Origin of the sequence: Gimesia chilikensis, from assembly GCF_008329715.1 — a bacterium.
Taxonomy (GTDB): Bacteria; Planctomycetota; Planctomycetia; order Planctomycetales; family Planctomycetaceae; genus Gimesia; species Gimesia chilikensis.
The window spans coordinates 37831-57288 of record NZ_VTSR01000004.1; the positions used below are offsets into that span (position 1 = coordinate 37831).

At 52.0% G+C, this 19458-nt stretch carries 21 protein-coding genes; 7 read left to right on the forward strand and 14 right to left on the reverse strand.

Translation table 11 applies throughout. From position 1 onward, the window contains the following. Positions 1-60 precede the first annotated feature (60 nt). Both FYZ48_RS03420 and FYZ48_RS03425 read left to right on the forward strand, forming a co-directional pair. A complete protein-coding gene (locus tag FYZ48_RS03420) occupies positions 61-1785 on the forward strand; it encodes a sensor domain-containing diguanylate cyclase (protein WP_149337556.1) in 1725 nt (574 codons plus the stop codon). 118 nt (positions 1786-1903) lie between these two features. Then, complete coding sequence (locus FYZ48_RS03425) at positions 1904-2701, forward strand: glycosyltransferase family 2 protein (RefSeq protein WP_242022360.1); 798 nt, start codon at positions 1904-1906, stop codon at positions 2699-2701. A gap of 9 nt (positions 2702-2710) precedes the next feature. On the opposite strand, the gene FYZ48_RS03430 is transcribed toward FYZ48_RS03425, so the two are convergent. The 3 genes from FYZ48_RS03430 to FYZ48_RS03440 form a co-directional block, all read right to left on the reverse strand. Next, positions 2711-3622, reverse strand: a complete 912-nt coding sequence (locus FYZ48_RS03430; protein WP_149337558.1) for a leucine-rich repeat domain-containing protein — start codon at positions 3620-3622, stop codon at positions 2711-2713. Positions 3623-3671: 49 nt separating this feature from the next. Further along, positions 3672-4709, reverse strand: coding sequence for a mandelate racemase/muconate lactonizing enzyme family protein (locus FYZ48_RS03435; protein WP_149337560.1), 1038 nt, complete (start codon positions 4707-4709; stop codon positions 3672-3674). 114 nt (positions 4710-4823) lie between these two features. Then, complete coding sequence (locus tag FYZ48_RS03440) at positions 4824-6149, reverse strand: HEAT repeat domain-containing protein (protein ID WP_149337562.1); 1326 nt, start codon at positions 6147-6149, stop codon at positions 4824-4826. A gap of 634 nt (positions 6150-6783) precedes the next feature. Here FYZ48_RS03440 and FYZ48_RS03445 point away from each other — a divergent pair. Beyond that, the gene (locus FYZ48_RS03445; protein ID WP_149337564.1) at positions 6784-7716 is read left to right on the forward strand and encodes a histone deacetylase family protein; all 933 of its coding nucleotides are present in this window, start codon (positions 6784-6786) and stop codon (positions 7714-7716) included. 12 nt (positions 7717-7728) lie between these two features. On the opposite strand, the gene FYZ48_RS03450 is transcribed toward FYZ48_RS03445, so the two are convergent. The 4 genes from FYZ48_RS03450 to FYZ48_RS29150 form a co-directional block, all read right to left on the reverse strand. After that, on the reverse strand, positions 7729-8757 hold the full coding sequence (locus FYZ48_RS03450) for a prenyltransferase/squalene oxidase repeat-containing protein (RefSeq protein WP_145041985.1): 1029 nt from the start codon (positions 8755-8757) through the stop codon (positions 7729-7731). 123 nt (positions 8758-8880) lie between these two features. After that, positions 8881-9240, reverse strand: a complete 360-nt coding sequence (locus FYZ48_RS03455) for a 2Fe-2S iron-sulfur cluster-binding protein (RefSeq protein ID WP_145187622.1) — start codon at positions 9238-9240, stop codon at positions 8881-8883. Between the two features lie 118 nt (positions 9241-9358). Further along, on the reverse strand, positions 9359-9829 hold the full coding sequence (locus FYZ48_RS03460) for a universal stress protein (protein WP_145041983.1): 471 nt from the start codon (positions 9827-9829) through the stop codon (positions 9359-9361). 267 nt (positions 9830-10096) lie between these two features. Continuing rightward, the gene (locus tag FYZ48_RS29150) at positions 10097-10249 is read right to left on the reverse strand and encodes a hypothetical protein (RefSeq protein WP_187781851.1); all 153 of its coding nucleotides are present in this window, start codon (positions 10247-10249) and stop codon (positions 10097-10099) included. Between the two features lie 81 nt (positions 10250-10330). Between FYZ48_RS29150 and FYZ48_RS03465 the strand changes: the two genes are divergently transcribed. Beyond that, the gene (locus FYZ48_RS03465) at positions 10331-11371 is read left to right on the forward strand and encodes a hypothetical protein (protein WP_149337566.1); all 1041 of its coding nucleotides are present in this window, start codon (positions 10331-10333) and stop codon (positions 11369-11371) included. A 64-nt stretch (positions 11372-11435) separates the two neighbouring features. Here FYZ48_RS03465 and yidD read toward each other — a convergent pair whose 3' ends face one another. The 4 genes from yidD to FYZ48_RS03485 are packed head-to-tail and all read right to left on the reverse strand — an operon-like array spanning position 11436 to position 13462. After that, positions 11436-11687, reverse strand: coding sequence for a membrane protein insertion efficiency factor YidD (yidD, locus tag FYZ48_RS03470; RefSeq protein WP_149337569.1), 252 nt, complete (start codon positions 11685-11687; stop codon positions 11436-11438). Continuing rightward, positions 11684-12049, reverse strand: coding sequence for a ribonuclease P protein component (gene rnpA, locus FYZ48_RS03475; RefSeq protein WP_242022362.1), 366 nt, complete (start codon positions 12047-12049; stop codon positions 11684-11686). Before rnpA ends, yidD begins: the two co-directional genes overlap by 4 nt. Before the next feature lie 34 nt (positions 12050-12083). Continuing rightward, a complete protein-coding gene (locus FYZ48_RS03480) occupies positions 12084-12527 on the reverse strand; it encodes a hypothetical protein (RefSeq protein WP_149337571.1) in 444 nt (147 codons plus the stop codon). A 5-nt stretch (positions 12528-12532) separates the two neighbouring features. Next, entirely contained in the window at positions 12533-13462 is a 930-nt protein-coding gene (locus tag FYZ48_RS03485; RefSeq protein WP_145187607.1) for a DnaJ C-terminal domain-containing protein, read from the reverse strand. Between the two features lie 324 nt (positions 13463-13786). Between FYZ48_RS03485 and FYZ48_RS03490 the strand changes: the two genes are divergently transcribed. Next, positions 13787-15142 (forward strand): ABC transporter permease, encoded by a 1356-nt coding sequence (locus tag FYZ48_RS03490; RefSeq protein WP_149337573.1) that lies wholly within the window; start codon positions 13787-13789, stop codon positions 15140-15142. 47 nt (positions 15143-15189) lie between these two features. Beyond that, entirely contained in the window at positions 15190-15888 is a 699-nt protein-coding gene (locus FYZ48_RS03495; protein WP_149337575.1) for an ABC transporter ATP-binding protein, read from the forward strand. A 101-nt stretch (positions 15889-15989) separates the two neighbouring features. Here the strand turns inward: FYZ48_RS03495 and FYZ48_RS03500 are convergent, their stop codons facing one another. Beyond that, complete coding sequence (locus FYZ48_RS03500) at positions 15990-16487, reverse strand: hypothetical protein (RefSeq protein WP_145187598.1); 498 nt, start codon at positions 16485-16487, stop codon at positions 15990-15992. A gap of 563 nt (positions 16488-17050) precedes the next feature. Here FYZ48_RS03500 and argB point away from each other — a divergent pair. Continuing rightward, a complete protein-coding gene (argB, locus tag FYZ48_RS03505) occupies positions 17051-17926 on the forward strand; it encodes an acetylglutamate kinase (RefSeq protein WP_242022364.1) in 876 nt (291 codons plus the stop codon). A gap of 9 nt (positions 17927-17935) precedes the next feature. Here argB and FYZ48_RS03510 read toward each other — a convergent pair whose 3' ends face one another. Further along, the gene (locus FYZ48_RS03510; protein ID WP_149337579.1) at positions 17936-18430 is read right to left on the reverse strand and encodes a hypothetical protein; all 495 of its coding nucleotides are present in this window, start codon (positions 18428-18430) and stop codon (positions 17936-17938) included. Then, complete coding sequence (locus tag FYZ48_RS03515; protein WP_149337581.1) at positions 18427-19392, reverse strand: hypothetical protein; 966 nt, start codon at positions 19390-19392, stop codon at positions 18427-18429. Before FYZ48_RS03515 ends, FYZ48_RS03510 begins: the two co-directional genes overlap by 4 nt. Between the last annotated feature and the right edge of the window lie 66 nt (positions 19393-19458).

The following is a 19458-nucleotide window of genomic DNA, read 5'->3' on the forward strand; positions in this document are numbered from 1 at the left end:
CAAGACGGATGGAAAAAATTCTATTCATTCAGCCGGATTTTCAGAAAGCGCAGGGCCCCGTTGTATTTTCTTATTGCCTCGATTATTGAAGTATTCACGAACCACGTCGCTTCGGGTGCGTCCAGTGCCAGCGTGTTAGCGATTGCCAGTGTGTGCCTGCTTCAATATGTCGTTTACACGATGAAAATGTCTGCTGTCCGCAAGGAAAATGCGGAATTTCAGCAGCATTATCACGATGTGGAAGAAGAGCTGAATGATGTCCAGTCAGATCGGGCGATGACTCTGATTGAGAATCACATCCTGCGTGAGTTTGTCGCTCAGTCTGAATTTGATCAGACTATTGACCTGCTGTTAAAACGCTATGTACCATCCATCCGGGAAGGGCTGGGATTGTACTTGAACCGTGTGAACGGCGAATTCAAAGTACGTGACTCGCGGGGGATTACCAGGAATTCCAAAGCCGTTTTCGAGTTCGACGAGCGTCAGCTCAAACAATTAAAGACACAGAATGTAATCATCCTGCGTGGGCAGGAATTACGAAATTCAAAAATTTATCAATGCTTTGATGAGCAGGACAAGCCGCGGATTCACAAATTGTGTCTGCTCGCAGTTTACGATAAAAATACCATCTCCGGTGTATTCCTGACGACGAATCTCTACCCCGATGGGGTAGATGAACAGCAGCAGATTAAGCTGGCCAAGCGACTGCTGGTCTGCGTTTCACGGAACATTGTGAAGAATCAGGATTACGAATCGTATCGCTTTGAATTACGTGTCACCCGCGAGCAACTCGAATTGCGGGCTCTCGCCGACCAGCAGTTTAAAACTCCGGTAATCATGCTGGAAGAATTTCTGGATCGACTCCGACTGTTAACGAACTCGAGCAGAGCGAGTCTGTTTCTTTCCACACCCCACGATTTTTCAAACTGTAAGTCTATTGTGGATTGTGGCATGACCCTGCAGGCGGGAGTCAAAACCCGCTGGAAAGAGCATGAACTGACTCTCGTTCGACTCGGACTCAACTCCGGTGAGAATACATCACTGTCAGGTGAGCAGTTGGAGAATCATGGAGTTCGCTCGCTGATTGGGGCGGCACTGGTATCTCCCTTGATTACAAACCGGAAACGGATCGGGGCGATCTGTCTGACGAATCAGGAATGCCAGCCATTCGATGAAAGAGCGCTGCGTCTGATATCGTGGGCATCTCAGTTTCTCTCCAATACGCTGCTCAAAGTTCTCAATCATGCCAACATTGAAAAGCAGGCCCGACAGGATGGTTTGACTGGGCTGGTAAATCGGCGTTCGTTCGATGAATTGATCGACAATGCATTCGGACGGGCTCAGGCGGCTCAGTCCGCCTGTTCCCTGATCCTGATTGACCTCGATCATTTCAAGTCAATCAACGATACTTACGGGCATCAGGCGGGAGATGAGGTTCTACGACGGGTAGCCCGGATTCTACAGGACCGGATTAAAGAAATCCGTTCGTCGGACAATGTGATCGCGGCCCGCTACGGCGGTGAGGAACTCGCAATCCTGCTGCCCGAGATTGGCCTGGCGGGAGCTGAGCGAATTGCAGAGGTGATTCGCCATTCCATAGAAACGGCTGCCATCGAGTTCAATGATACTCGAATTCCTGTGACTGCCAGTCTGGGACTTTCAACCTACACTCCACAAGCCATGGAAAGTGTACAGACGCTGGTCGCTGCCGCCGATGGAGCGCTGTATCAGGCGAAATCGGATGGTCGAAATCGAGTTTGCAGCCTGACTTCCGCACCAGTCTGAGCGAATCTTCAAATCTCTCGCTTTCAGGCTTGTCTCAGCAGTGGATGTCATGAACAATGATCTGGCACCAATTGTCTGAAGCACAGTCTCTGTCTCCGATTCGAAGTTTAGTATTCCGATGTCTGATTCGATTTCCCATCAACCCGGTTCCCGCTCTGAACGAGGTCGGGTCATCGCTGTGATGCCAGCCTACAATGCAGCCAGTACGCTGGAACGAACCGTAGCCGATATCCCCGCAGGTTCTGTTGATGAGATCGTACTCGTGGATGACTGCAGTAGCGACAACACTGTCGAAGTCGCCAGGCAACTGGGGCTGACGGTCATTCAACATGAACGTAATACCGGCTATGGCGGAAATCAGAAAACCTGTTATCGCTATGCACTGGAAGCGGGCGCTGATTACGTAGTCATGATTCACCCGGATTATCAGTACGATAGTCGAGTGATCCCGGTTGCGGTTGAATTAATCCGACTGGGAATTTGCGACGTAATACTGGGCTCACGTATCAGAACCCGCGCAGAGACTCTGGAGGGGGGGATGCCTCTCTACAAGTACATTGCGAACCGGTTTCTGACAATCATCGAAAATATTGCCCTGGGACAGAACCTGGGAGACTTTCACAGCGGGTTTCGTGCTTACAGTCGCGCCGTGCTGGAAAAAGTCCCCTTTGAAAAAAACTCGGACGATTTTGTATTCGACAGCCAGTTCCTGGCGCAGTCGGTTCGGTTCGGCTTTAAGATCAGCGATATCCCGGTTCCCGTGCGGTATTTCGACGAAGCCTCCAGCATCAACTTCAAACGCAGCGCCCAGTATGGTCTGTTGACGCTCAACGTCATGCTGCAGTACTGGCTACACCGACTCGGGATCTGGAAGTCAGAACTGTTTAAAGAGAAACAGCCTCAGCTTATCGACTGAGTGTTGTGGCTATTCCTGCTTTTTGAATTTGCCGGCATCGTAGTCCTGCCAGAATTCAGCGGCTGCTTTCACATTGTCAAAGTTTGTGCCGATGCCCTGCAGAGTAGGGCTGTCCCTGATCACTTCGATGCCTTTTGTGATTTTCGACGGGGTGAAAATCAGACGTTGGAGAGGCATGCCTTTCAATGGAGTTAAATCGGTCACTTCAGATCCCGTCATATTCAAACGCAGGATCTGCATCCCTCTCAAAGGGGTCAGATCGGAAACTTTGGTTTTCTCAAAGTCCAGGCTTTCCAGCAGCATCCCTTTCAGCGGGCTGATGTCAGAGATCTCTGTTTTGGGAATCCAGAGGGTTCTCAGCGGAAGCGTATTAATCAGACTCAGGTCTTTTACTTTAGTGTCGAACAGATTCAGCTGATTCAGCGGCATGCCCTCCAGAGGTGCAATATCGGAGACAGGCGTGTGTTCCATGCGAAGAACCTGTAACGGCATTCCCTGCAGGGGCCGCAGGTCTGTGACATAGGTTCCTTCCAGGAAGAGTTGCTCCAGTTTCATGCCTTTGATGGGACTCAAGTCACTTACCGGGCAGTTGGTCAGATCCAGATATTCCAGTTCGAGACCTTTGAGCGCCGAAATGTTTTCGACGTTCATATTGAACAGATTCACCGAAATGATTTTTCCCTGGCGTTTACCAAATTCAGCTGTGTTCTGATACTTGGGGTTGTCTTTCTTCAGTCGCTCATGAATGTCTTCTTCAGTCAATACGACGGGAGTAGGTGGGGCGGTGGGAATCGGAGGATCTTCCCTGGTGACCTGGGCCTCTGGCTCAGCAGGTTGCTCCTCTGCGCAGCCGGCGCTGATCATCGGAGAGGCAACAAGACAAAATACAATAACGCTGGTCAGGTGAGGATACAGGTTCATATAGAAACGTGCTTTCACAGGCAGAAGAATCGAATTCGTTTTAAATATATCAGTAAACCAGTTCAAGAGACTGTTCGTCAAATGTCAGTCCCCAGCCGGGTCGATCTGTAACAGAGATCAGCCCCCCGTCGATTTCAGGCTGACCAGCGACCCAGGTCATCCAGGGCCGTCCAGTTTCAGCTAACGGGTGAGGATCCAGTGCTGCGATGGCATGCAGAGCCCAGATTTCCGCACCGCGATGGGGACAGACACGCAGGCTGGCACGATTAGCCATCTTGTAGATTTTGATCAATTCCGTCAAACCGCCACACCAGCAGACATCGGGTTGCAAAACGGTGTGCAATTTCTGGTCGATCAGTTGAGTAAACGCTGCTGCTGTGAATTCATGTTCGCCTCCTGCAATGGGGACGGCCGACTCTTCGCTGAGTTGTGCATAACCGGCCAGATCATCGGGAGAGAGCGGCTCTTCAATCCAGTCGATTTGAAAAGGCTCGATCGCCCGGGAAATGGCAATGGTTGATTCCACCGTCCACTTCATCCAGGCATCTACCATCAGCAGGGGATCGGGGCCGATCAGAGTTCGGGCGGTTTCAATAGCCTGGATCATTTCATCCTGTTGGCCGGCATTGGAAACTTTTCCCAGATGCAGTTTATAGCCGGCGTGGGAGTCAATCGACTCCAGATCCTGGGTATTCCAGACGGTGCAATAAGTGGGAAGCTGCTGACCCGGTTGGCCGCCCAGAAGTGAAACTACGGGTACTTTCTCGGCTTTCCCCTTGAGGTCCCATAAAGCCAGGTCAACGCCGCTGATGGCCATGATAGCCAGGCCTTTGCGTCCGAAGGCCAGCGTGGACTGATACATTTCATTCCAGAGCCGGGAGATATCTTCGGGGCTTTGACCGAGGAGCAGGTCACGCAAGACGGTTTTGACGACGTGAATCCCTGCCAGTCCGCCGCCGCCGACTCCATATCCTGTGAGACCAGTGTCGGTATCGATGGCAACCAGAATCTGTCCCAGGCTGGTACGCCAGTCGGGGGGAGAGTTCTTTCCCACGGGTTGTATTGCGCGAACGTCTGTAATTTTCATACAGACAGTCTAGCGGATCTCAATACAAAATGCAGCGATCTGATTTCTGATTTGATCTGCGGGAAAGAGAATTTTCGCGGAGTTTCAACCTGGCAGCAGCTAAGCAGCGAGCGGTTAATTACCTTCTGCAACCTGCTGATTATTGGGTTTGACCTGAACGGGAGCGACCCGGAAGTTTTTAGGCAGGTTCTTTTTCAGCCAGTCATCCATCGACTTGGTGACATCCGCGGCGATTTTGGGAGGATTGCCGGGCTGAACAATGGTCGCCACCGGTTTGATGATCTGCTTGTAAGCATCGTTGACGACTGTCTGGTTGACTTTTTTCTGTGTCAAACCCTCTTCAGAACCCTGATTGGCCGGTTTGAATGCCAGGTAGACATTCCAGAAACAGCGTTTCCAGAACCGGGCATTATTATTCTTATTGTACTCCGTTACCATTTTGCGGGTCAGATCCACAATGGAGTACGTAATTAATTTAATGTCGGAACGGGAATTGAGAGGCAGCTTACCAATATTATAGGCGGCTGCAGAACGGACTCCCCAGGTTCGCTTCGGGTTTTTCATGGCGTCCAGTAAGGCATCGACAACAACAGGCTGACGCGCCAGGTTGTCGGTAATTCCCAGGGATCCCAATGCATCGACCAGGCTCCGCTGATACCAGGAATGTTCCTGAATCGAGTTCTTGAGTTGGGGAATCAGGGCTTCAGCAATTTTAACACGCAGAGCATTACTGGGATCACCCATCTCACCGATGCGACCCAGGCCATTGGCGGCGACGATTTTGACTTCAGTCGGTTGTGTTTTGGATTCGATGACTTTCAGCAACGGAGCGTATGCCAGGGTGTAGGCGGTCCGTTTGGTCTTCTTGCGGCGATCTTCATCTCGCAGGTCCAGTTCGGAGAGCAGCACGACTGCACTGAAACGGACCAGGCGATGATTGTCGAACAGATCGGGAGCCTGTTTGGTTAATTCTTCCAGATACAGTTCACGCGCCTGGAAGTTACCGGAGACGCGACCGGAAAATTGAATGTCACGCAGAATGTTGGCACGCAGCTTTTTCAGGTCGGTGGCATTTTCGGGTTTGTTGGGATCGTTTTTAAACGTCATCAGGTACAGCTGGTAACGGGCACCATCAGCAATCAGCTTCTTGTCTGCACTACTGCTGATTTTTCCTCCCCGCAGGAGCTCATCAAAATCGCGTAGTTTGGTCTTGCGAAAATTGACGGCCTCTTCCGGCGTCATCAGGGGTTTGTATTCAGTGAGCGCTTTATCGTCCTGTTGTTTTGCCTCAGGTGGATTGGCTGGAGCCTCGTTCTGACCGAACAGCAGGGAGCTGTCTGCGAAGAATAATCCGGCAACCAGCAGAAAGAAACCAGTAATTCTGGCGGCTGGCACTTCAGTTACTGAAAAGGCCTCATACGAGCATCTGGATTGTCGCACGGAAAGTTCCTTCATTCAACGTTCTGCTCGAACCCCTGTTCCACGGAACAACTTACGGGGTCTTCTCGACTACAATTGGGAGCGTGACATTCAAGAAAATATTACACAAATAAGGCAAAAAACTCTATGGCAGCCGAAAAGAATTCCTGTGATAAAATACCGACCGCTTAAATGGTTCCGAATGAAACGGAATGAGGAGATGACTTAGTATAATAATACGATAAATGCTGTGTCGTTACCAATTAAATCTAGTATTTAATAACAATCGAAGTGGTTAACCACCGGCTCGTATGAATTGAACTGTCTGAAATATCGAGAGAATTCCCGGAGCGCGACTTCAGGTTGTTTTAAAACCGATGGTTGTATTATCTTACGTTATCGCTTTACCTTACGAGCTGTCAAGTTTTTTCCCCTTTCTGGCTCCGATTTCGGGTCTGAATCTGACAGAGGCTGGTGTCTTCTCGCAAAATTTATAAACAGAGCTCTCGTAGTAATGCGTGGAACCGGTATATTCCCTGCAAAGCAACCCGGCATGGCAGGAGTCGATTCTGCAGGCATGGGGCGGAAAATCTGCGTGGCAGGGGGACCTGAAGCGGACTCAGGAACTGAACAGATCCAGTTGGAAGGATGATCAATGACCGTTTTTTACCAGAGCAAAACCTTTCTGCAGCACGAAACCGGATCTCACCCCGAAAGCCCTCAACGCTTACAGGCCGTGATGGAAGAAGTGGCAGCGAAAAAGATTGCCGGCCTGACAGTGGAGAACGATCCGACGGTCAAAATCGGACAGGAGATTGAACGCGTCCATTCCACCGACTATCTGAAATCAGTGCAGCAGTTTTGCGCGGATGGTGGCGGGCGGATTGAGACCGATACGGTCGTCTGTCCCCGGTCTTTCGAAGTCGCCCAGTATGCAGCCGGCTGTGCTATCAAGGCTGTGGATCAGGTATTACTGGGGAAAACGAAACGGATCTTCTGTGCAGTGCGGCCGCCGGGGCATCATGCACTCTCTAAGCAGGCGATGGGGTTCTGCCTGATCAACAATGTGGCTGTAGCTGCGAAACATGCAGTCGTTCAACACAAGCTGAACCGGGTGCTGATTGTGGACTGGGATGTACATCACGGCAACGGCACCCAGGATCTCTTTTACGAAGAAGACCAGGTCTATTTCTTTTCCGCGCACCGTCATCCCTTCTACCCTGGAACCGGAATGGGGGATGAAACGGGAACAGGGAAAGGGCTGGGGACAATCTGGAATCTGCCACTGGCCTTTGGCATCTCTCGTGATGAGTACTTCAAACTGTTTGAACGGATGCTGTTACAGGCCGCCGAGAAATGTCAGCCGGAACTGGTGCTGATCAGTGCCGGCTTTGATGCTCATAAAGAGGATCCGATCGGCTCTTTGGGGCTGGAGACGGAAGACTTTGGCCGCTTAACCAGACTCGTGGCTGGCGTGGCGAATCAATATTGTAAAGGCCGTATCGTCAGCCTGCTGGAAGGAGGCTACAACCCTCAGAGACTGGCAGAGTCTGTGGTCTGCCATCTGCAGGAGCTGGGGGCTGCCTGATCGGGATTCAGACTACTTCTGATAAATGGGCAGGTAACCATTATCGAGTTGAAGAATCGTGGCATTGATGGCGGTGGTATAGACGGGCCCTACATGCCCTTCCATCCAGGCACCGGAAGCCGACTGCTTGCGCAGGATCTGCTGACCAATATCCTTGATGTACTTGTCCCAATCCTTGTTTTCTCCACGGTACATGACCTGGGCATAGTAAAAGTGGGCGTAATGCCAGTGCCCAAAATACCGGTTCGCGTTTCCGCCGGGCCAGACATTTTTCTTACAGTAATCCAGCATGTTTTTCAGGTGATCGGAGTCGTATTCTCCGGCATTGAATAAAGCGGCACAGGCAGCGGCGGTGATCGCGGGACGGGCACCGCCCCCACGGATGCTGTACTGCACACCACCCTCCTGAGTCGTACAATCAGAGATGTACTTTTTGGCCCGGTCAATGATTTTTTTGTCGACCGGTATGCCCGCGTTACGGCAGGCGCGTAAGCCTTGAACCTGGGTGATGCAGGTCGAACCTTCATCGAAGTCGTTCCCATCTTTGGCGGAGACATAGCCCCAGCCTCCACGGGTGGTCTGAGCGCTGGCGCAAAACTCCACCGCTTTGATGAGGACCTTTTTGAGTTCTTCCCGACGCAGGGCATCCTCTTCCTCACCATAAACCTGGGAAAGAAAGACCATCGAATAGCCGTGGCCATAGGTGTAATGGTAATCGTTCTTGTACCCGATCAGCCCGTTCGGCTGGCTCATTTCCAGCAGGTAATCGACGGCATTCTGAATGTTGCGGGCGTACTTCCCACGTGTTGTCGTCGAGCCTTCGGCCAGCAGGGCATTACCGGCGAGTGCCGTCATCGCGACCCGGTACTGGCCCCCATTGGCTTCCCAGTAGCCCTGTCGACGTTGTTCCCGAGCCAGGTATTCCAGTGCGTTCGAAACGGCCTTCTGGTACTTGGGATCGCGGTTCTTGGCGAAGGTGGAGTCCGCTCCACACAGTGTCAACCAGACTGAGAAAAGGATTCCGATCAGAGTTTTGTGCATTGAAAACTCCCTCTGTTCAGAGGAAAAGGTACCCTCTCGATCTGAGCGGGTAAAAACGCTGCAGGCTCCTGAGTCGTCAGCGAGACGTTCTGACTCAGGAGAGTCTGCAGATTCTTCAGGTAATTATTTTTCAACCCATTCAACAGGTTGAGGTTCAATCTCATCATTGGGGCGGTTGCCGGCATCGGCACGGCCGCTGCCTTCCAGACGACTGATGGCCCGGACGGTCATATCATGATCGCAGAGGATCTGACAGCTCAGGCGGCAACCGGTCACTTCGCGGGCTTCCAGGGTGTTTTTCTCAGCGACCGTCATTTTGTCTGGTTCACCTTCGATGAACTCAACCCGACATGTCGTACAGCGTCCCGCCCCACCGCAGGCATGTAATTGATCGATCTGGGCATCGTCCGTCAGGGCTAAAACCAGTCGCTTGCCTGGTTCCACATCGAATTCTCCTACATTTTCTACTGTCAGTTTTGGCATTAGATCCTCAATTTACGGTGGTGATTAAAATCAAAATTCATCATGAACTGATACGTGTTAACAGATTACTATATTACGAATTATATGCATTCTGTTTGATGATAACAGGGGAGAATTCCTAGGTTGGCATCACAAATTCGTGTTCCGGGTGGGAAACCGTCAGTACCGGGCAGGGGGCTTTGCGGACCACTTTCTCTGCGACGCTTCCCAGCAGCATATGCTTGAGGCCGGTGCGCCCGTGGGTGCCGATCACAATCAGATCGATTTCCTGCTCTTTGGCATACCTGATGATCTCCAGAAAGGCTGGTCCCACACAGACCTTGCGGACGACATTGAGATCCTCTGATCCGGGAAGCCCCGGCATCTCTTCCAGCTGCTTTTCTGCCAGGCTCTGCATATCAGCCACCAGGTCATTCATGGAGGTCCCCATCATATTGGGTTCCGGAAACATGGCAACCGCATCCTGTACTACGTTCAGCAAGTGTAATTCGGCTCCAAAACGTTTGGCTAATTCACATCCATAGAGCAGAGCGTGCTGCCCGAATTCACTGAAGTCAGTGGGAACAAGAATTTTTTTTAGATCGATCATCGGTTTACTCCTCGTGGCTCCATTTCATGATCAGAACGATTACATCCTCTATTGTAATCAATATCCCCGGGCAATGCCGATACCGGCTGGCTCTCTTATCAGAAATTCATCAGATCCCGTCAGATGGATAAAACCGGCAGCCCTGAAAAAAGGGGAAGAACTGCTACAACCGGACCAACTGTTTTTTCTGTCTGATTCTGAACAACCGATTTGATCCGTGTGACTTAGCAGGTACAGATCAGTTACAGGTTATACGACCGTTAGAGCTCAAAAAATAGATTTATCAATCACGACACTTGCATTTATGAGAAATCGTTTTTCCAAGAATAAACGGCGGGCGGTTGCAGCGATTCTAATCGTTTCAGCACTTTCCGCTGGCAGGTCGTGACCAGTTAAACCGATTTTGATTGCGTGTGCCATACCACATTCTGATTGTTTGTCAAACACCTATTGTGGTTTTTTCAAATTGCCCGCCACACGGGATGCAACGAGGAACTCAACATGTCACTGCCATATTCGAAATCGATTTCATTAGCACTCTGTCTGTCCACCATGACGGGGTTATATGGCTGTCAGTACGCAAAAGAGAAGGTCTATCAGCAGGCAGCCCGCTCCGGAGCTGACTATGACATTGAGACGTTCACCGAAAAGGAACCGCTGCCGCGCTACCAGAGCCCAAGTCGTTACCTGAGCGAACCTGCTCCGGCTCCCGTAGATGATTCGTTCCCCCCGGCAGCACCGCCCAGTATGATTCCACCCCAGCCGGAAAAGGCAGCCAACGAACGGGTTTCTTATATCCTGAGAACGTCGCAGGAAGAAGAGGTCGAGGATCAGGAATACTTCAAATCGATGTTCGATTCGGAACCGGTTGAGCCAGCCGAGAAACACCTCGGACTGGTACCCCATTATTCCACAGTATCCAGTTCTGTTTCCCGCAAGGTGAAGCAGATGAATGGCAAAGTGAAAGATTTCTACTCGAAAATGAAATCACACGTCAAAACGCCAGACTGGGTACGCAAGGTTTCCGGCAGCTACGTGGAAGTGACGGAGACAGAAGTCATTTCTGAAGGGATGTCCTGTATCGAAGCGGCGCCTTTCCCACAAGAGGTGCTGATGGAATCAGAGTCGATCGATCTTGAGCCAACTCCAGGGTATCCCGCACCACAACTGCCGGCTCATTCCCTGCCTGAACCGCCTCAGAAACTGCAGCCTCAGCCCGAACTCAAATCGCAACAGCTTCCGCAACTGCCCCCGCCGGGAGAAGCGACAAAATGGGATGAATCCTGGCGGGTCTCTGCAACTTTGGAGCAGTTGCCCGTGAAAGATTATTCAACACTGGATGACCAGATCGAAATGTGGCCGTATTCTCAACAGCGGATGCAGCAGGCCAAAAAGTTTGATTTCAAGACCGCGACCCCGGTCTCCGCACCACGCACTCTGGAAACTCAACCGGAACTGAATCACCCCCGGGAACTGACCGTACCTTCCATGATCTCACAGGAAGAAGCGGCTCCCGTCCGGAAAATTAACTGGAGCGAATAGAGCCGATCGGTCGCTCATCTCACGCAGGTTCAGAGCACCTCGCGTTGACTTTAGAATCCTGACCTTAAGGGGGATCATAGCCCCCCGGATGAAAGGGATGACAACGGCAGATACGCAATATACCTTTTACGGAGCCTTTCATGGCTCCGTATTTTTTTACAGCTTCAATGAAATAGGCGCTGCAGGTCGGGTGGAAGCGACACTGTTTTCCTATCAGGTGGCTGAGGGTCATCTGGTAGATGCGAACCAGGCCAATAAGAATCATGGCCGGCAGTTGATAGAGAAATCGGCCAATGCTGTTTAGCGTGGCTTTCATGGGCTTTCAACTGCTGGCAGACGTTGGTCCAGTTTCCGTGTCAGACGCTGGAAGGACTGCTGATACGCTTTCAGGTCCCCATCTACATCAGGACGCGGGATCGCGATCAGATCCAGGTTTGTCGGTAACCGATGACGGATCAGGCGAAATGCTTCCCGCAGCAGTCTTTTCTTTCTGGCCCGCAGGACCGCATTCCCGTTTTTTTTAGAAACACTGACCCCCAGCCGACTGTGTCCCAGTGAGTTGCGAATCGCAAACAACAGCAGATTCTGATCTCCGGCCCGCTGGCGCGCTTCGTAGATCGCAGCAAAGTCCTGCTGACTGCGAATCCGGTTTGTAGGAGGGTGGCCGTATTGTTTCAAGAGAATTTCTGCCTGCCGACACGCGGCTGATATATCAGGATTGAGGCGGATCTTTTTCAACTGTCGCCGATTTGTCTTCCGTTTCGCTTTCCGATTCTTCCGTCGGAGGCAGATGTCTGGCGTGCGACTGTGGCGGATACGGTCTTCTGATCATCGTTCGCACCGAGTGTCCGAACAGGGATGTGAAGATCAGAATTCCGATTCCTGCCCCTGCCAGAATCCAGACCACCAGAATCATGACACCCAGTTCCCGGGGGCGTTCGTCTTTTTTCTCCTCCTCGGAGTTCGCGTCCTCTGAAGTGGAACCTGCGGGCAGATCGACATCAGCCTGCTTCATTTCTTCGACCGTTGCCGAACCCGCTTCCGGGGTCTGGGCCGGTAGTGCTGTTGAGGTCAGCAGCACGCAAGCGACGGTCAGGCAGATGATCAGCAGTGAGTGAGTGGCTGGATGCCCGGTTTTCCTCGGGATGACGTTCATCGGGATCACCATACTTTCGAACGGGGATTATCGTGTTTCAGTTGCTGCAGTTGTTCGTAGAGTTCTTTTTCCTGATCACTCAGGTCTTTGGGGGCCACGATTTTGATCGAGCAGATCTGGTCACCCGGTTGTTTGGTTTTCTGATTTGTGATTCCCTTACCTCGTAGTCGCAATTTGCTACCACTGGATGTACCGGCGGGAATTGTCACCGTGACTTCCCCTTCGGAAAGAGTCGGAACATCAACTTTCGCTCCGAGGGCCGCTTCGGTCAGAGTGATGGGAACTTCCAGCAGCAGATTACTACCGTCCCGCTTGAAATAGGGGTGACTGCCGACCTTAAGAGTGATCAGTAAATCGCCGGTGGGACCACCGTGAACCCCGGGGCCTCCCTGACCACTGAGTCTGATGACGGAGCCATTATCGACGCCCGCCGGGATTTTGATTGTCAGTCGTTCGGTAGAACTTCCCCGCTGTACGCTGATTTCATGCTGTCCGCCAACTGCAGCCAGATGGAAAGGAATCTCAATCTGCAGACGTTTCGATTCCCCTTTCTGCGGACGGGGCTGAGAACGCTTGGCACCACGAAACGCACCGCCAAACAGGTCACCCAGATCGATGCCTCCTCCGCCGAACAGATCCTCGAAGTCAACGGGGCCACCTCCTCCGCCTCCGGCCTGATAGTAACCTCCGCCACCACCACCCTGGCCGGCATGCTGGAATGCGTGGCCGAACTGGTCGTACTGTTTGCGTTTATTCTCGTCGCGCAAGACCTCGTAGGCTTCCTGGACTTCCTTGAATTTCTGATCAGCGGTTTTATCGTCCGGAGCCATATCGGGATGATACTTACGGGACAGTTTGCGGTACGCTTTCTTGATTTCATCTGCAGAAGCGCTGCGGGAAACTCCCAGGATCTCGTAATAATCGCGTTTACTCATGGTTTTTTTATTCGTACTGGCTCCCAGAGGATATTAGCAGGGGTGAGTCCTGGCCTCTGGTGAGTATCTGAAAACACTGACACTAAACGAATGCTCTTAGTGAGAATCAGGGCCGAAGTCACACACTTCAACTGATTCCGTTCTGGCAGCATTCTACGTTTGATTTTAGCTGGTTTTCAAGTTTGCTTCGTCTATAACTCCTTATAATCAGTCCTTTTATTTAAAGAATACGAATGAAATTCATTCATTGCTGGAAACGATCTGCATAGAATGCCTGTACTGTCTGAAGTCAGGGATGTTGTTTGAGACTGGAATACTGCCTGCATGCTGAAATTTGCCTTTCGAAACCTGCTGAGCCGCTCACTGAGATCGTTTCTTTGTTTGATGGGGTTAACCATTGCCATCGCAGGCATGGTAGGCCTGTTCTCCATCGCGGGGGGACTGGAAAAGACGGTCGCCCAGACATTTGGGAAGATTTCAGGTATTGTAGCCATGCAGCCCGGGGCCCCCATCCCCCTGTTCTCACGGGTTCCCCGCGCCTGGGGGGAAGAAATCAAAACGATCCCCGGGGTGGCCATTGTGAATCCGGAAATCTGGTCGCGGGTCAATATCATCGATGGGAAACCGGTGGTGAGTCCTCCCCGCTTCCTGTTTGGAACCGATCTCCCGACCCGCACCCGGCTCAAACATGGTATCTACCGGGATTCTATTTACGCAGGCCGCTTCCTCGATCTTAACGATCAGGGAAAATTGAACGCGGTCATCAGTCGCCAGATTGCCGAACAGCATGAGAAACAGGTGGGAGATACGATCGAGGTGAATGGTCAGAATCTCCAGATCATCGGGCTCTATGAAACAGACTCCATACTGCTGGATGTCGCCATTATTCTGGATATTAATGTGGTTCGTGAAATCACCCGTTTTGATCCGGACAGTGTCAGTTGTTTCTATATCGAGCAGACCGGCGAGATAAAAAACGATCCGCTCGTTGAATCGATAAAAGACCAGTTCCGGGATCGTGAACTGGCTTCCTGGCAGCCCGCTTCACTGGCACTGGCCAATGGCTCGTCTTCCAATCTACTCAAGGATCTCATGCAGAGCCTCGATCAGGGACTGAAGGGCAATCCTCCTGCTGAACCGAAACAGAACGAGGCCGAGGTTCCAGTGAAAAAACAGTCTGCGAAATCGACCGATGCCAACATTAAGAATGCAGAGCAGGAATCTCCGAGTGCCCTGGAAGTCCGGGCGGCTGCGGACTGGGGAGATCGTCTGGAAACTTTTACCGCCGATTTGGATATCTTTCTGGGACTGCTGACAGGCATCGGTGTGTTGATTGCCATGCTGAGCATCATCAATACGATGTTGATGAGCGTGATGGAGCGGATTGTTGATTTCGGAATTCTGAAGGCCAATGGCTGGTCCAATCGGGATGTAATGCTGCTGATTACTGCAGAGAGCTCGTTACTGGGCGTTGTTGGCGGTGTTCTGGGTGGAATCCTGGGGCTGATCGCGATTGCAATCGTCAACTGGAAGTTCGCAGACCAGGTTCACCTCTATGCCAGCCCGGGGTTGTTACTGTTTGGCGTGTTCTTCAGCACCAGCCTGGGAATTCTGGGCGGCCTGTATCCCGCCTGGTGGACCACCAGGATGACGCCCATCGATGCGATTCGACGCGGTTAAGCTGACATCAAAGAAATGACTTGTAACAGAGAGTGAGTAGAGAAATCATGATTGAAGTGCGAGATGTCACGAAAGTTCATCAGAGTGGTGAAACCGAAGTCCATGCACTTCGCGGCGTGAGCTGTCGATTCCCCGGTCACACATTTTCATTCATCCTCGGGCCCTCTGGGAGTGGCAAGAGCTCTCTGCTCTATCTGATGGGGGCACTCGACTCACCTACCAGCGGCGAGGTCTTCGTCCAGAACCGTTCCCTGGCAGCCCTCTCTCAAAGTGAACGCGATACGTACCGGCGGGAGAAGGTAGGCTTTGTCTTTCAAAACTTCAATCTACTGAAGAACCTGAATGCCCTGGAAAACGTGCTGGCTCCCTATTTGCCTCAGGGAGTGACTGCCGAACAGAAAGAGCGGGCGCGGGAGTTACTAAAGCAGGTGGGATTGGAGCAGCGGATCACACATCGGCCGAATCAGCTTTCCGGCGGGGAACAGCAGCGGGTGGCGATTGCCCGGGCTTTGCTCAAGCGGCCATTGTTGATTTTGGCAGACGAACCGACGGGCGAACTGGATACCCAGACCGGCGCGGAGATATTCAGTTGCCTCAGGCAGATGAGTGAGCAATATAAAACGACGGTGGTGATCGTCACTCATGACGAACGCTACATCAGGGAATCAGATCATATTCTCCGTCTGCGTGATGGCAAGCTTGCCCACGATCATCAGGCGGAAGCATTGTCGACTGACGCTTCATAAAAACATTCAGCTGCGATACCGGAGGATCGCAGCTGAATGGTGCAATCGAAACATTTGACGCTGCTTACGATTGGTTGAGTCAATTTCTGTGCCGGGGAAGCTCAGACGGTATCAATTTTCCCATCGTGCGATTTGCGAAATCCCGGTCCCGCTTCTTCCGGGGGAGTCGCATAGACATTCAGGCGGACCAGTTCCAGGTCGGCCAGATGTCCTTCGATGGTGATATAGGCTGAAGCCGGATCGCATGTGCTTTGGGCTTCAATCTGTTCGAGGAAGTTAAAATGGAATCGGTTCACAGATTCGAACCGGTCGAGCAGCTGCAGCAGGTCGAACTGAAAGCTGGCGGCGATAAATTGACCGTCCCGTTCACCACCGACAATTTCGGTGCTGCCCAGGAAGAGGCCCACTTCCCAGCATTCTTCGGTGAACTGACAATCAAAACCGACGCGACCGACTTCTTCATAGGGGTTAAAGATATCGGCAACTTCGTCGACAAAGCTGTTGAGCCATAAGGGGCGACAATTCAGATTCATAGATTCCGAATTGAAGTTTTCCATCTGTTTCATCAGGTGTTGAATCGGCAAGTGTGAATGGGCCAACGTTGTTTCTCCGTCTCAATCTTCTGGGGGTCTCTGGGGAAGAAGTATTATGCACTCTCTCAGGTGTTGCAATTGGGGGTTGTAGTGTTAAGTATCGGGGAATTCACAAGAAAGACCACACAACAATTCTGTTCTTCGTGGGAGATGAGATGCTTCGAGTGTGCGTGGGTGCAAAATTGCCGAAGCGGACTGTCGCACCATTCCCGCTATCTGCCGGGGCCGTACTGATCAGTCCGATTGTGTTGCCTTCTCAGGGCCCGGCTCAAGTTCGATTATGTCGTATTGCCCGGGGGAAAAATCACTGAATTTGTGATTTGCGTCATTTGCTACTGAAGTTGAGCCAAATTCAAAAAATTCAGCGGGAAACAACGAAATTACAGGGTCAGCTGCCAGGGCCGATTCTGGCTACAGTGGGCCGGGCCAGTGGTTTGACACTGTCTCCCCGTCTTCTAAAATGGATCGATTCAAATGAAGCCCACCGGGGCAGGCTGAGAGTCCATCAGCTGGTATGCCCGCAGTTAAATCAATAAGTGTTGATGAGTTCGGAAGGAATAAGGTTCACAGTGGAAGATGCCGTTCGTAAAGCAGCCGTCCTGATTGAAGCGTTAAGCTGGATTAGAAGATTTCGAGGACGCTACGTGGTCATCAAACTGGGGGGCAGTGCTCTCGAAGAAGAGGCCGCTGTCAAAAGTTTTTTGACCGATGTCATCTTCATGCGCACGGTGGGCATGTATCCGATCCTGGTACATGGTGGCGGAAAAGCGATCAGCCAGGCCATGAATGAAGCCGGCATCGAACCTCATTTCGTGAACGGACGGCGCTATACGGATGAGAAAACTCTGGAAATCGCGACCAGCGTCCTGGCGAACCAGATCAGTGAATCACTGGCCCAGGAGATCCGCGCCCAGGGAGCCCAGGCGGAACCCCTGCATTTTGGCACCCGTAACTGTCTGCTGGGTGAGCAACTGACACTACAGGCCGAGGATGGCAGTCCCATTGACCTGGGACATGTGGGCTACGTCAATGATATCGATCAGGATCTGCTGGCTGAGGTTTGTCAGTCCGATGCGATTCCGGTGATTCCCTCGGTCGCCCTGGATGCTTCCGGACAGAAGCTGAATGTGAATGCAGACACGGCTGCCGCAGCCCTGGCCCGGATTCTCAAAGCGGAAAAGCTGGTCTTTCTCAGCGATGTACCAGGAATATTCCTGGATCGACACGATCCGGGGACACTGGTATCCCATCTGGAAACAGAACGCTGCCGGGCTCTGATTAAAGATGGCACGATCGAATCCGGAATGGTTCCCAAGGTCGACGCCGCCCTGGAGGCCCTGGCCAGCGGTGTGGGCAAAGTGCACATAGTAGATGCCCGACTGCCCCACTCGATTCTGCTGGAAATTTATTCTGATAGAGGGATCGGAACGGAAATCGTTAAATAGCGTCTCGGTTCACTCATCCACTGATTCCAGAACTGGCTTGACCGCTTCGACCGGAGCGGTTGTCTCGAACTTGATTTCCGGATGGCGAATTCTGCCGCCCCAGTGAGCTGCCACGCTCCAGAAGCCTGCGAGAGCCAGGGTGCCGACAATGATGACCGTGCGTTGCCAGTGTGGGACAGTTTCTCCCTGAAAACCCTGGATCAGTGCATTGCCGACGACCATCGAAAGTACGACCATCGCCAGCAGACAGGAGCGAGCCAGGACCGCGTGAAATTCCACGGTTTCCTGATCCAACTGATACTGTTCTCCCAGCAGCTCGTATGCGGGGGGGCCTGAAAAGTAAGCCACGGTCGCCAGCAGGAGCACGGAGAGCAGCAGCCAGCAGCTGATTTTAAACAGTCGTTCATCACGAAAGTGGGCTGACAACAGGAACAGAATTAACAGCCCCCAGCAACCGACAACAGGAATATGGACTGTCATCAGATGAAGATGAGCTGCGTTCATTTCCGACCTGTCTCAATCGCTTTGCTGGGATCGACGCCTTTATCGACCTGGCTGTAATCGAGTTCACTGCCCCCCATACTGTGCGGGATGAGATAACAGACCGTCATGACAATCGCTGCGGTAAACACGACGACGCGATGCAGAGCCGTGGTTTTCTTCTGGGGATTCAACCCGATCACTGAGCAGGCAAAGACCCAGGCCAGAAACATGAACAGCATTTTATTGTCGGTCCAGTCACCGCCGAGGGGGAACCCGGTCCAGTATTCACCGAAGGCATACTTTTGTACAAGAGGACCCAGGATCATCCCACCCACGGTCATACCGCACAGAGTAAGCCACGCCAGTTGTCGCATGTTGTAAGGGGCGAACAGGGCTGCCAGTCCGGTACGCATGCCAAGCAGAATCGAAAAAATCATCAGAGTCACATGCGGAATCAATACCCCATCAGGGACGGGATCTTTAAAGCGGATGACGACGTTCGAATCCTGAGTCGGGGGAAACCGGCGTTCCTGGCCTTCCAGATTGGCCTCGATGTAGTATTCGAGCTTACCTGCAGCCGGCTGTTTGGGCAGGGGGGCTTCCAGCTGATAACGCTTGTCTTTTTCGACAGCCTGCATCGGAACAGCCGTGAATTCGTCGTCGGTCCGAAAGCGTTTATAATACAGTGTGCCTGAGGGGGGCTGTTCCTGATTCTGCTCGACCGGCAGTTCCACCATTGCGTCGCTGGTCGATTCGTGGGTACGGATCAATTTGGCGACGATGTCTCCCGTCACCTCAACTTTCATGGGATAGGTAGGGCCAGTTGCACGCTGGTAAATCATCGCAGAAGCGGCCAGAACAAATGCCAGGAACCAGAGTCCGGTCCGTTTGAGCAGTCGGATACTCTCTTGGGGAGGCAGCTCTTCTGTAACACCTTGATCTGTCTCGGGTTCGGGTTGAACAGATTCCTGATTTTCTTCCATGGGAGTCCCTTTTTCTCAATCATTGTGAATCTTCTACTCGTAGTGTCTTATAAGCGGACCACGATT

What these genes read in the sequence shown, in the direction of transcription:
- FYZ48_RS03490 (WP_149337573.1), top strand. Translation starts at nt 13,787, where the DNA reads ATGCTGAAATTTGCCTTTCGAAACCTGCTGAGCCGCTCACTGAGATCG.
- FYZ48_RS03510 (WP_149337579.1), bottom strand. Translation starts at nt 18,430, where the DNA reads ATGAACGCAGCTCATCTTCATCTGATGACAGTCCATATTCCTGTTGTC.
- FYZ48_RS03515 (WP_149337581.1), bottom strand. Translation starts at nt 19,392, where the DNA reads ATGGAAGAAAATCAGGAATCTGTTCAACCCGAACCCGAGACAGATCAA.
- FYZ48_RS03480 (WP_149337571.1), bottom strand. Translation starts at nt 12,527, where the DNA reads ATGAACGTCATCCCGAGGAAAACCGGGCATCCAGCCACTCACTCACTG.
- yidD (WP_149337569.1), bottom strand. Translation starts at nt 11,687, where the DNA reads ATGAAAGCCACGCTAAACAGCATTGGCCGATTTCTCTATCAACTGCCG.
- FYZ48_RS03460 (WP_145041983.1), bottom strand. Translation starts at nt 9,829, where the DNA reads ATGATCGATCTAAAAAAAATTCTTGTTCCCACTGACTTCAGTGAATTC.
- FYZ48_RS03430 (WP_149337558.1), bottom strand. Translation starts at nt 3,622, where the DNA reads ATGAACCTGTATCCTCACCTGACCAGCGTTATTGTATTTTGTCTTGTT.
- FYZ48_RS03465 (WP_149337566.1), top strand. Translation starts at nt 10,331, where the DNA reads ATGTCACTGCCATATTCGAAATCGATTTCATTAGCACTCTGTCTGTCC.
- FYZ48_RS29150 (WP_187781851.1), bottom strand. Translation starts at nt 10,249, where the DNA reads ATGGCACACGCAATCAAAATCGGTTTAACTGGTCACGACCTGCCAGCG.
- FYZ48_RS03445 (WP_149337564.1), top strand. Translation starts at nt 6,784, where the DNA reads ATGACCGTTTTTTACCAGAGCAAAACCTTTCTGCAGCACGAAACCGGA.
- FYZ48_RS03485 (WP_145187607.1), bottom strand. Translation starts at nt 13,462, where the DNA reads ATGAGTAAACGCGATTATTACGAGATCCTGGGAGTTTCCCGCAGCGCT.
- FYZ48_RS03450 (WP_145041985.1), bottom strand. Translation starts at nt 8,757, where the DNA reads ATGCACAAAACTCTGATCGGAATCCTTTTCTCAGTCTGGTTGACACTG.
- FYZ48_RS03495 (WP_149337575.1), top strand. Translation starts at nt 15,190, where the DNA reads ATGATTGAAGTGCGAGATGTCACGAAAGTTCATCAGAGTGGTGAAACC.
- FYZ48_RS03455 (WP_145187622.1), bottom strand. Translation starts at nt 9,240, where the DNA reads ATGCCAAAACTGACAGTAGAAAATGTAGGAGAATTCGATGTGGAACCA.
- FYZ48_RS03435 (WP_149337560.1), bottom strand. Translation starts at nt 4,709, where the DNA reads ATGAAAATTACAGACGTTCGCGCAATACAACCCGTGGGAAAGAACTCT.
- FYZ48_RS03425 (WP_242022360.1), top strand. Translation starts at nt 1,904, where the DNA reads ATGTCTGATTCGATTTCCCATCAACCCGGTTCCCGCTCTGAACGAGGT.